The organism is Neobacillus cucumis (assembly GCF_023715505.1).
In genome coordinates, this window is sequence record NZ_JAMBOH010000003.1 from 222,331 (window position 1) to 234,662 (window position 12,332).

Consider the following 12,332-nt stretch of genomic DNA (forward strand, 5'->3'; position numbering starts at 1 on the left):
AAAAATAGGTGACCAAAAAATTGGTCACCCTTTTGCTATTTTTCAATTGTGTCGATATTTTCCAATCGTTTCGCAAATAAATGGTTTCGCTTCTGAAATAAAATAAAGAGAACCCGTAACAACTATCATTTCGTCTGATCCTAGGCTATTTATCTTCTCAATCAAATATGAATTCCAATCATCTACTGCCAGTTTTTTTTCTGAATGACTAATTTGATATAATTGCTCCGCTTTGGCAGCGCGATGAAAATCAAAGCTGACAAAGGTAATCTGATTGGCAATTCCATCTAGCATTGCGATCATTGCATCCAGTTTTTTATCGCTTAAGGCCGCAAAGACGATCTGAATATTTTTCCGACCTTTGTATCTACTAGTTAATTCACTGACTAGTGCTGTAATCCCTTCCTCATTATGCGCTCCGTCAATAATCACAAGCGGCTTTTCAGACAGAATTTCAAACCTGCCTGGCCAATATGCTTCTTTTAATCCCGTTCGAATAGAATCTTCTGTGACCTTATAACCAGCTTGATTTAGAAAATCAGCAGCAAGAACAGCAAGTGCGGCATTTTCTGTCTGGTGCTGTCCAATCATACTAATTTCAAGCTCCTCAAAAGATAGAGATTTCGATTTTAGGGAAAAAACTTCCCCCTTAGCAATCGATTCATGTCCAGATACCTGGAATTCCTCATTTAATCTAGAGATAGGAGCTGACTTATTCTCTGCCGCCTCCTCAATCACCTTCAAGGCACCTGGATGTTTTACAGCCGTAAAGATTGGTGTGTTATTTTTAATAATCCCAGCTTTTTCAAAAGCAATCTCCTCATAAGTATCACCAAGGATATTGGTATGATCCAAACCAATATTCGTAATAATTGAAGCTAACGGTTGAATAATATTGGTGGAATCAAACCGCCCGCCAAGACCAACCTCAAAAACAACGATATCGATATTATTGGCTTTAGCAAAATAATAAAAGGCCATTGCAGTTATGACTTCAAACTCCGTTGGACCACCAAGCTCCGTTCCTTCCAATTCATCAGCAAGTGGCTTAATGATATTGGTTAACTCTAATATTTCCTCATCACTAATTGGTTTTCCATTCACACTAATTCGTTCATTAAATTGTTCAATATATGGTGAGGTAAAGGTACCAACCGTATATCCTCCCGCTTGTAGGATCGAACGTAAAAAAGTGACAGTGGAGCCCTTTCCATTTGTCCCGCCAACATGGACAGCTTTCATTTTCTTTTCCGGTGACCCAAGCTTGTCCATCATCCATTCCATCCGTATTAAGCCTGGTTTAATCCCTAATCTTAGTCTCCCATGAATCCAGTCGAGGGCTTCTTGATAAGTTGTAAACAATTTTGGTACACCCCTTCTATGTAAGCGAGACGAACCCAGTAGTGAATTCGTCTCGCACACTTGTTATCCTCTTAACTCTTTAATACGAGCTTCGACCGTATCTCTCTTTTCTAGATAATCCTTCTCTTTCGCACGTTCCTCAGCCACAACACTTTCAGGGGCTTTTTTCATAAAGCCTTCGTTGCCTAGTTTCTTCTGAACGCGGTCCACTTCTTTATTTAAGCGGTCTAATTCTTTATTTAGACGAGCAATTTCTTCGTCAATATTAATCAAGCCTTCAAGCGGAAGGATAATTTCTAATCCTGTAACAACGGCAGTCATCGCTTTTTCAGGTACTTCGATATCTATTCCGATTTGCAATTCTTCTGGATTACAGAAACGTTCGATATAGCTGCGGTTGCTTTCCACTGCCTTTAGAACCGATTCATCTTTTGCTTTTACAAGCATTTTAATCTTCTTGCTTAATGGTGTGTTTACTTCAGCACGAATATTACGTACAGAGCGAATCATCTCTACCAGCAGCTTCATTTCTTGAGCAGCCTGCTCGTCCGTTAGTTCTGGTTTTACAACTGGCCATGCTGCGGTTGTGATGGATTCACCAGTATGCGGAAGGTTTTGCCAAATTTCCTCAGTGATAAAAGGCATGAATGGATGTAACAAACGCATCGTGTTGTCTAATACATAAGCCAGGATCGATCGCGTTGTTTTCTTAGCGGCTTCATCTTCTCCATATAATGGAAGCTTCGCCATTTCAATATACCAATCACAGAAGTCATCCCAGATAAAGTTATATAGCGTACGACCAACTTCACCGAACTCATAGCGTTCAGACAGTCTTGTTACATGCTCAATCGTTTCATTTAAGCGTGTTAAAATCCACTTATCTGCGACTGATTTTTCACCGCTGAAATCAATTTCTTCATATCTTAAGCCATCCATGTTCATTAAGGCAAAACGGGAAGCATTCCAAATCTTATTGGCAAAGTTCCAAGTAGACTCTACCTTTTCAAAGCTGAAACGTAAATCCTGTCCTGGTGAACTGCCAGTGGATAGGAAGTACCGTAAGGCATCGGCGCCATATTTCTCGATAACATCCATTGGATCTACACCGTTTCCAAGTGACTTACTCATCTTACGGCCCTGCTCGTCACGAACGAGACCATGAATGAGAACATCTTTGAATGGACGATCCCCTGTGAACTCGATGCTTTGAAAAATCATCCGGGATACCCAGAAGAAAATGATGTCGTAACCAGTTACCAGTGCATCCGTTGGGAAGTAACGCTTATAATCAGCGGCTTCTGTGTTTGGCCAGCCCATTGTAGAGAACGGCCATAAAGCAGAGCTGAACCATGTATCCAATACGTCTTTATCCTGTTCCCAGTTTTCAGCATCTGCTGGTGCTTCCGTTCCTACGTAAACTTCACCTGTTTGTTTATGGTACCAAGCTGGAATACGATGGCCCCACCAAAGCTGCCTGGAGATACACCAGTCACGGATATTTTCCATCCAGCGCAGGTATGTTTTTTCAAAACGGTCTGGAACGAAATTTACTTTGTTTTCTTTATTTTGCAAGGCAATCGCTTCGTCTGCTAGTGGCTGCATTTTAACGAACCATTGAGTTGAAAGATATGGTTCAACAACGGCGCCGCTGCGCTCAGAGTGACCAACTGAATGCATATGCTCCTCAATTTTGAAAAGAACACCCTGCTCTTGTAAGTCCTTTACAATTTGCTTGCGGCATTCGAAACGGTCTAAGCCTTGGTATTTGCCAGCTTTTTCATTCATAGAACCATCTTCGTTCATGACAAGGACACGCTCTAGGTTGTGACGGTTACCCACTTCAAAGTCATTTGGATCGTGGGCAGGTGTTATTTTTACAGCCCCTGAACCAAATTCCATATCCACATAATCATCACCAACAATTGGGATTTCACGGCCAACGATTGGCAGGATAACGGTTTTTCCGATTAAATGCTTATAACGTTCATCTTCTGGGTGAACCGCAACAGCGGTATCACCAAGCATGGTTTCTGGACGGGTTGTGGCTACTTCAATCTGACCAGAGCCATCTGCTAATGGATAATTCATATGATAAAACGCACCCTGAACATCTTTGTAGATTACTTCGATGTCCGATAATGCTGTTTTTGTGGATGGGTCCCAGTTAATAATGTATTCACCGCGATAGATTAGACCTTTTTTATAAAGGGTGACAAATACTTCTTTAACTGCATCAGATAAGCCCTCATCAAGGGTGAACCGCTCGCGGCTATAATCAAGGCCTAAGCCTAATTTCGACCATTGCTGACGGATATGGGAAGCATACTCATCTTTCCACTTCCATGTTTCTTCAACGAATTTTTCACGGCCTAAATCATAGCGGCTTTTGCCTTCGTTACGAAGCTTTTCCTCTACCTTTGCCTGGGTCGCAATACCCGCATGATCCATACCAGGCAGCCATAGTACATCATAACCCTGCATCCGTTTCATGCGTGTCAGGATATCTTGTAGAGTTGTATCCCATGCATGGCCTAAGTGAAGCTTTCCAGTAACGTTTGGCGGCGGGATAACGATTGTGTACGGCTGTTTGCTTTCGTCATCCTTTGCTTCAAAAAACTTCCCATTCAGCCACCATTCATATCGACCTTTTTCAATTGTTTGCGGATCGTACTTGGTCGGCATTGTTAATTCCTTTGTTTCCATTTTATTTCCTCCTCCAATACAAAAAACCCCAGTCGTCATAAAAGGACGAATGGAGTTTGCTTCGCGGTACCACCTTTTTTCCAATCAAAAAAACATGATTGGCTCTTAACTTAGATAACGGATTTTATCCGTCTTCCACTACTTGGATCTCTCCGTTCGCAGAAGAAGCTCATGGGCGACTTTCCAATGTTCTGCATAGGAAATCTTTCAGCTAATGATTTCCCTCTCTTAAAGCAGGAGTGCATTGTACTCTTCCCTGTCGTAGCTCTCATTTTAAATTATATTGTTATACTACCCAAAAAAGGGGAGTGACGTCAATCAGGATGACCAATTTTTTTATTTTTTATACCTTATGTAAAGATCAAGAGAACTTCTATAGGCCATTGGAATATATATAAATAAAAGTTTTATCTTTTTGGGGAGGTTTGGAACGTGAAACGAAATAATTTCCACAAATATAAATACCGTCCCTGGTTTATCACTTCACGCAGGATTGCCGCACAATTGATTGTTCCCTTCAGCATCTTTCAATTTATCCGCACACTGTTTTTACCCACCGTCCTTGATGTATTGCTGTTAACCATTTTTCTTGTGATTGCTGTTTCCCTCTATTTTGACATAATTTAAGGAGCCCATCATGCAGGTTATGACTGCTGCTGGGCTCCTTCTTTTGCCTGCTTTTGTTGATTCTCAATTTCGGTCATCCGCATCACAACATACTCCGAATTTTTCAGGTGCCAATACTTCTCCTGCAGTTGCCGAACAAACTTCATTTCATTCTTTCTTCCTTGTTTCTTATAATAGCTATCGACCACTTGCATAATCGGAACGGGTAAGGCTAAATAGCTGTAGAATAATAACTTCTCATCCTCTTTATAAGGGAAATACTTAAAGTAATGATACACCCAATCAATCGCGGTATCACTCCGCTTTGGTCTAGTGTTTAAGGCCCTTGATAAATAAGGGAGCAGATCATGGATGGGGGACCCGTATCGGGCATTTTCAAAATTAATAAAAAAACCGTACCCCCGGTCATCGTAGAGAAAATGTTCGGGAGATAATTTCCCATGGGTAATCACCATTCGTGCCTTCTCTTCGTCTTTGGTCGTCTCGTACCATTCCTCGAATTTGGCCTTCGAAAACCGGAGCGCCTGGCTGATTTCGTTGTAGTATAAGCAATACAATAACTGAAATGGGGACATATAGGTCTTCTTTTCACATTCATCCATAAAGCCATCAAGGAATTCCTGATGCTTTTCAAGCTGCTGAATGGTCGTTTCGTAGTGCTCAGTACGTTCTTCTTTGTTGACCGTTACTTCCTTCGCAGACAGGGTATGAAGTCTAGCTAACTCTCTAAATAGCTCAAAATTTTGCTGATCACGGTTTTCTTTTTGATCATTGGGCATCCACGGCATTAAATAATAAAGATTATTCTCATGTAAAACGGCATACCTGCCGTCCATGGTTGGATAGATGGGGACGATGCGGTTGAAGCCTTTTTGATATAGCAGGTGAACATGACGGATGAAATCTGTCCCTGTTGTAGGTGGAATTTTTTTCAGCGCAAAGGTGCCTTTATTGGAATAAACCTTTTGAACAATCCCGTAGTCTTCCACAAAATAAGGCTCGACAAGATAATTTTGTAAAATTGGGGCTATGGATCCTAACCGATTCATATCGCTCATGAGATGTCATCTCTCTTTCAAAGGAAAGGCGAAGATTAGTAAAACTTTAGAAAATAAGCTGAGCAGGTTAAAAAAAACCCGCTCATCTTTTTGTTCATCCGTTAATTTTTTGCAAGTGTCCCTGGAATGTAAAGAACCTGACCAACAGATACATCTTGATTTAAATCAAGATTATTGACACGGAGCAGGTTCGGAACGGATACATCATAGCGGTCTGCTAAGCTAGCGACCGTATCCCCTTTTTGAACAATGCAAACCTTTAATTTCGTTTGGCCTGTTCTTTCATCCTTACGGGCAAAGAACTCGGTCAATGTCATACTTTTCTTCTTAGCAGCCTTCTTCTTTTTCATTGCTTTTGGCGGCTCTTCAGAAGAAGAAGATGAACTTTCCTCAGAAACTTCTGCAACAATTACCTCTTCATGGTGCTGCGGGGCGTGTTCTTCCACCACAATAACTTCTGCGGTTGTTTCAACTGCTTCAGGATGGCTATCTTCACTCCTGGCCTCCTGGAGATTCCATGCAGGAGAATACTCTTCTGTCTCTTCCTCCTCTTCTTCTTCCTCGACCTGAGGATGATAATTGAAGGTAGGGAATTTCGGTAAGATTTCAACTGGTTCTTCTTCTTCCTGCGGTTTCCTTGCTTCGGCTTCAAACAAGAAGTTGTTTTCAAAGCTGCTCTGGACGGCAGGTTGTTCTACTTCCACTTCTTCCTCTTCATAACGGTGAAGTACTTCTAACTCTTGTTCTTCCTCTTGCTGCTGCTGTTCAACTTGTTCATTTCCATATAAGCCACTAATCGTTAATTCGGCAGAAAGCTTGATGCAGCTTCGCTCTGGGATGGAATAATCAAATGATTCTACAAGGACGTCGATATCATAGATACTTTGAATCCGGTTATTCGGAATCGTAATATCGACTGGGAATCGGTGAGAAAATTCACAGGATCCCGCCTCTTCCAGTTCAGCTACTCTCTCGACAAATTTCTGAGAGGTAACCCCTTCCTCTTCACTTACTTCGCTTGCTTCGTAACTTTTATATTCGCCAGTTAATTGGAGCGAACCACGTATGGTTACGTACTGATCGTTTTCCTGGATGGTGATGTCCGGGTCTAGGGAAATCGAAATGAGTTCCTCGACTTCCTGTCCTTTTCTAAACCACAATGACTCCTCCAAGGAAAATCGCAGGCACGATTGATTCTCTTGGGACAAAGCGACTCCTCCTTTCGTATCCTCCACGCAAAATCACTATGTCACTTAAACTCTATGTGGGAGGACTATTTTTTATGATAAAAATGGTATTCTGCCTTGCAAAAAGAATTGTTTTGGAGGGGCTAATTAATCTGTTTGGCTGATTTTTCAGTTAGATTGGCTCATTTTCGGTGATCATTGGCCCATTTTTCGGAGGGTTTGGCTCATTTTTGAGCATGATTGGCTCATTTTCCATGATTATTGGATGATTTTCCATTTACGACCAATTCTGAATAAAAAAAATACACCCACTCTTAACAAAGTGGGTGCAAAAAAGCTATTATTTAAGTTTCGAAAAAGCAATCTCTGCTGCCTGAATTGTTTTTTCAATATCCTCATCAGAGTGCTCTGTTGATAGGAATAAGCCTTCAAACTGAGATGGCGGTAAGAATACCCCTTGATTAGCCATTTCGCGATAATAGGCCGCAAAGAAGTCTAAATTAGATGTCTTTGCTTTTTCATAGTTAATGACAGCTTCATTCGTGAAGAAGAAACCAATCATCGAACCGGCACGGTTAAAACTGATTGGAATATCATATTTTTCCGCCGCCGCCTCAAATCCTTTTTGCAGCAAATCACCTTTACGGATAAACTCTTGATAGTGCTCTGGTGTTAACTGGCTTAATGTTTCAAGACCCGCTGTCATTGCCAATGGGTTACCAGATAAGGTACCAGCTTGATAAATTGGGCCGCTTGGCGCAATTTGCTGCATGATTTCAGCTCTTCCGCCGTAAGCACCAACAGGAAGTCCACCGCCGATGACTTTTCCAAGACAGGTAATGTCAGGCGTTATATTAAAATAGCCTTGTGCACAGTTGTAGCCGACACGGAAACCGGTCATCACTTCATCAAAGATGAGTAGCGAGCCATTGGCTGTTGTCAGCTCACGGAGACCTTCTAAGAAGCCTGGAAGCGGTGGAACAAGTCCCATGTTTCCAGCAACTGGCTCCACGATAATACACGCAATATCATCGCCAAACTGTTCAAACGCATATTTAACACTTTCAAGATCATTATACGGAACTGTAATTGTATTTTTGGCAATCCCTTCAGGAACACCAGGGCTGTCAGGCAGCCCTAATGTAGCAACACCTGAACCTGCTTTAATTAACAATGAATCCCCGTGTCCATGGTAACAGCCTTCGAATTTTAAAATTTTGTTGCGGCCTGTATAGCCTCGTGCTAATCGAAGTGCACTCATTGTCGCTTCCGTTCCGGAGTTGACCATTCTGACTACTTCGATGGATGGGACACGCTCAATGACAAGTTGTGCTAATTTCGTTTCTAACTCTGTTGGGGCACCAAAGCTTGTCCCCAATTCAGCTGTTTTTTTCAAGGCCTCGACTACACGATCATTAGAGTGACCCAAAATGAGCGGACCCCATGACAGTACATAATCAATATATTCATTGCCGTCTATATCATATATTTTTGACCCTTTGCCTCTTTCCATAAAAATAGGGCTCATATTAACGGATTTAAAGGCACGAACCGGGCTGTTCACACCGCCAGGCATTAGGTTTTGGGCTTCTTTAAATGCTTCAATCGATTTGGTATACGAACGCATTCTTTTCCCTCATTTCAAGTGTTGTTTATTCCGCTTCTTTTAACCAGCGGCATGCATCCTTTGCATGATATGTGATGATTAGGTCAGCACCAGCACGCTTCATTCCAACCAGCATTTCCATTACTGTATTTTTCTCGTCAATCCAGCCATTTTGCGCGGCGGCCTTAATCATGGCATACTCACCGCTTACGTTATAGATAACAACAGGCAGATTGAAGTTGTTTTTTACATCACGAACGATGTCAAGGTATGGCATACCAGGCTTCACAATTAAGAAGTCTGCGCCTTCTGCCACATCCGATTCTGCTTCCCTGAAAGCTTCTAGGCGGTTTGCCGGGTCCATTTGGTAAGTTTTCCGGTCACCGAACTGTGGTGCACCCTCTGCTGCTTCACGAAACGGTCCGTAGAATGCGGATGCATATTTAACCGCATAAGACATGATTGGAATCTCAGTAAATCCTGCCTCATCTAATCCAGCACGAATTGCCGCAACAAACCCGTCCATCATGTTTGAAGGGGCAATTATGTCAGCACCTGCTTTTGCTTGAGCGACCGCTGTTTTTACGAGTAAATCAAGGGATTGGTCGTTTAGAATTTTGTCTCCTTCCACCATTCCGCAATGTCCATGGTCGGTATATTCGCAAAGACAGGTATCTGCGACGATGATGATTTCTGGAAAGTGTTCTTTTATGTAACGGGTTGCGATTTGGACGATCCCGTGGTCATGAAAGGCTTGCGTTCCGCAGGCATCTTTTGTTTTGGGGATTCCGAATAGTAATACTGACTTGATACCATGTGCAACGATGTCTTCCATTTCGGCTTGGAGATTGTCCATTGATACTTGGAATACTCCCGGCATAGATGACACTTCTTTACGGATGTTTTCGCCTTCATAAATAAATAACGGATAAATGAAGTCTTCTGGTCTTATGTAATTTTCTCTTACAAGTGCACGCATATTAGCACTCGTCCGTAGTCGGCGGTGACGTTGAAATTGAAGTTCCATTCTATTTTTACCTCCAAATGATTTGATTTAAATTTGTTACTGGCGGATAACTTTCGTTTAGTGGCGGATGCGCTCAGTTATCTGGCGCATGGCGTCTATTTACTGGCGGATAGCTGACAATTACTGGCGATCAACTATATTACTGGCGGATAAACCACGATATCTGGCGCACGTCTACCTTTTTCTGGCGGATACCCATCATCAACCTTCATTCTCAAGATAAGCAATCATGCTCTCCATCATATCCTTCACGGTATACTGCTCCGGCGACGCATGCACCGCCAGACCATACTCAAGCAGTTTTTTTTCCGTAACGGGTCCGATACAGCCGATTATACATTTTTTCAACTGCTCCTCCAAACCATACTCCTTCACGACCTCCATGAGATGATCAACAGTCGAAGGACTTGTAAAGGTGAGGATATCCAGGGCATTATCTGAAAGCAACCGGGCCAGCTTCAAACGGCTTGCCTCAGGCAGATAGGTTTCATAAATTACCACTGCATCGACCTGTGCCCCTGCCGCCGTTAACGAAGTGGCAATATACTCCCGAGCCAAGTTGCCTTTTGGGAGCAAAATCTTGGCATGGACATCAACAAGAGGGATAAACTCCTCGACAAACACCTCGGCAACATAGGCCGAAGGGACAAATGCCGGGTGAATCCCCCTCTCCTGCAAGACCTCGGCCGTTTTCTTCCCGATTACCGCAATTTTAGGCAATCCAGCTGCTTCACCGTCGTAAAACGAAAAAAAGGTTTCGACGGTGACATTGCTGGTAAAAATAATCCAGTCGTATGTATCAATAGCCTCCAAGCATACTTGAAGACGTTGATTTTTTTCAATCGGACGAAAGGCAATTAGAGGGATTTCAACAGGAATCCCTCCATACCTCTCGACTAGCTGTGAGAATGATTTTGCTTGACCTCGTCCTCTAGGAACAAGAACTTTTTTATCAAGCAAAGCGCCGGTTTTACTCACGACCTTCAAGCTCCCGCTTAACTCGATCAATCAGGTCCTTGGCTCCTTTTTTAATTAATAAATCAGCAGCCTGTTTTCCAAGCTCTTCCGGATTTTGTCCGCGAAGTTCTTCTCTGAAAATCTCTTGGCCTTCTGGTGAGCCAACTAAAACATTTAAAACTACTTCATCCTTTTCATCTACTTGTGCAAAGCCGGCAATCGGCACCTGGCAGCCGCCCTCCATTTTTTGAAGGAATGCCCGTTCAGCACGAACGGCTTTTTCTGTCTTTTTGCATGTGAATTTTTCAAACAGCTCTAGCAGTTCCTTATCGTCGGCACGGCATTCAATGGATAATGCCCCTTGCCCTACTGCAGGAACACAAATATCGGCATCAATAAATTCCGTAACGACTTCCTTCGCCCATCCAAGACGGGATAGACCTGCAGCAGCTAGAATAATGGCGTCGTATTCACCGGATTCTAATTTTTCTAATCTAGTATCGACATTTCCGCGGATCCATTTGATCTCTAAATCAGGACGCTGGGCTAAAAGCTGGGAGCTGCGGCGAAGACTGCTTGTACCGATGATGGCACCTGGCTTTAAGTCATTCAATTTCACATGGCCCTTCGAAATCAAAACGTCACGGTGATCTTCACGGAATGGAATGCAGCCGATCGTCAATCCTTCAGGAAGGACGGCCGGCATATCTTTCATACTATGGACAGCCATATCAATCTCTTTATCAAGCATAGCCTGTTCGATTTCTTTAACAAATAATCCTTTTCCGCCAACCTTTGAGAGCGTTACATCTTGGATTTTATCACCTTTGGTCACAATTTCTTTGACCTCAAAATCAAAATTGGGATTTAGCTTTTTAAGCTGGTCAATCACCCAATTTGTTTGTGTTAACGCCAATTTGCTTCGTCTAGAACCCACAATAATTTTTCTCATGATTGCCTCCTAAGTTATGCATACCATAAATGAAACGATGATAATCGACCAAATAAGAAAAAGTTTATTAATACAATTAAAAAGGACGCTGTATTCCAAATAGCTAATTGTCTGCCGGAGAGATTTTTGACAATCCGCAGGTATAAAAAAATACTATAGGCTGAAAGTAACAGGAATGAACCAATAATTTTCATATCGTACCACGGCATTCCCGGAACCTTAAGAAATGCCCACTGGAGACCTAAAATTAGACTGAGAAGCAGCATTGGAACGCCTATAACAGCGAATATGTATGATAATTTTTCAAGTTTCTCCAAGTCGGCAAGCCGGATTAGGCGTGTTCCCCATTTTTTCCGTTTCAATAAATCGTATTGAAGTAAATATAAAGATGAAAATACAAATGATAGAGAAAAGGCTCCGTAAGAAAGAATTGCCATCGTAATGTGAATTAACAGTAGTTCAGATACAAGCTTGGTTGCCAGCGTATGTGAATGGTATTGCATTGGCACAAAAGTATGGATGGCCATGACGGTGAATCCAAGTATATTCGTAAAAAAAACGATAAAATCGACCCGTAATAAGTGATTGATAATAATAGACAATGTTACTAATATCCAGGCATAAAAATAGAGTCCCTCAAAAATAGTCAGTACAGGGAACCTGCCTGTATTTATCATATATAAAGAGAGAAAGACGGTTTGCAATATCCATACAAATGCAAGTAACCAGAAAGCAATACGATTTGCCTTCCGGTTATGGTGAATGAAGTCGAAAAAATATAACAACACACTGAAGGCATATAGAACAACTGTAAATTCGTGAAGCCTTGTCAAAAGAGTGTCAAACATAG

General features: G+C 42.1%; 10 protein-coding genes and 1 other annotated feature. Of the genes, 1 reads left to right on the forward strand and 9 read right to left on the reverse strand.

What is annotated here, in order from left to right; all coding sequences use genetic code 11:
• Nucleotides 1-42: 42 nt before the first annotated feature.
• Both M3226_RS06270 and M3226_RS06275 read right to left on the reverse strand, forming a co-directional pair.
• Nucleotides 43-1,362, reverse strand: a complete 1,320-nt coding sequence (locus M3226_RS06270; protein WP_251563624.1) for a bifunctional folylpolyglutamate synthase/dihydrofolate synthase — start codon at nt 1,360-1,362, stop codon at nt 43-45.
• 63 nt (nt 1,363-1,425) lie between these two features.
• Entirely contained in the window at nt 1,426-4,068 is a 2,643-nt protein-coding gene (locus M3226_RS06275) for a valine--tRNA ligase (protein ID WP_251563626.1), read from the reverse strand.
• A gap of 38 nt (nt 4,069-4,106) precedes the next feature.
• Nucleotides 4,107-4,340, reverse strand: a binding site (T-box leader).
• 160 nt (nt 4,341-4,500) lie between these two features.
• Here M3226_RS06275 and M3226_RS06280 point away from each other — a divergent pair.
• Nucleotides 4,501-4,695, forward strand: a complete 195-nt coding sequence (locus M3226_RS06280) for a hypothetical protein (protein WP_251563981.1) — start codon at nt 4,501-4,503, stop codon at nt 4,693-4,695.
• Between the two features lie 17 nt (nt 4,696-4,712).
• Here the strand turns inward: M3226_RS06280 and ysxE are convergent, their stop codons facing one another.
• The 7 genes from ysxE to ccsA all read right to left on the reverse strand — a co-directional run bounded on the left by ysxE (nt 4,713) and on the right by ccsA (nt 12,330).
• Entirely contained in the window at nt 4,713-5,753 is a 1,041-nt protein-coding gene (gene ysxE, locus M3226_RS06285; protein WP_251563628.1) for a spore coat protein YsxE, read from the reverse strand.
• 101 nt (nt 5,754-5,854) lie between these two features.
• On the reverse strand, nt 5,855-6,961 hold the full coding sequence (gene spoVID / locus M3226_RS06290) for a stage VI sporulation protein D (protein WP_251563631.1): 1,107 nt from the start codon (nt 6,959-6,961) through the stop codon (nt 5,855-5,857).
• A gap of 319 nt (nt 6,962-7,280) precedes the next feature.
• On the reverse strand, nt 7,281-8,567 hold the full coding sequence (gene hemL, locus M3226_RS06295; RefSeq protein WP_251563633.1) for a glutamate-1-semialdehyde 2,1-aminomutase: 1,287 nt from the start codon (nt 8,565-8,567) through the stop codon (nt 7,281-7,283).
• Nucleotides 8,568-8,592: 25 nt separating this feature from the next.
• The gene (hemB, locus tag M3226_RS06300; RefSeq protein ID WP_251563635.1) at nt 8,593-9,573 is read right to left on the reverse strand and encodes a porphobilinogen synthase; all 981 of its coding nucleotides are present in this window, start codon (nt 9,571-9,573) and stop codon (nt 8,593-8,595) included.
• A 201-nt stretch (nt 9,574-9,774) separates the two neighbouring features.
• A complete protein-coding gene (locus M3226_RS06305) occupies nt 9,775-10,551 on the reverse strand; it encodes a uroporphyrinogen-III synthase (protein WP_251563636.1) in 777 nt (258 codons plus the stop codon).
• Nucleotides 10,544-11,482, reverse strand: coding sequence for a hydroxymethylbilane synthase (hemC, locus tag M3226_RS06310; RefSeq protein WP_251563637.1), 939 nt, complete (start codon nt 11,480-11,482; stop codon nt 10,544-10,546). The genes M3226_RS06305 and hemC overlap by 8 nt, the downstream gene beginning before the upstream one ends.
• Before the next feature lie 14 nt (nt 11,483-11,496).
• The gene (gene ccsA / locus M3226_RS06315; RefSeq protein WP_251563638.1) at nt 11,497-12,330 is read right to left on the reverse strand and encodes a cytochrome c biogenesis protein; all 834 of its coding nucleotides are present in this window, start codon (nt 12,328-12,330) and stop codon (nt 11,497-11,499) included.
• Between the last annotated feature and the right edge of the window lie 2 nt (nt 12,331-12,332).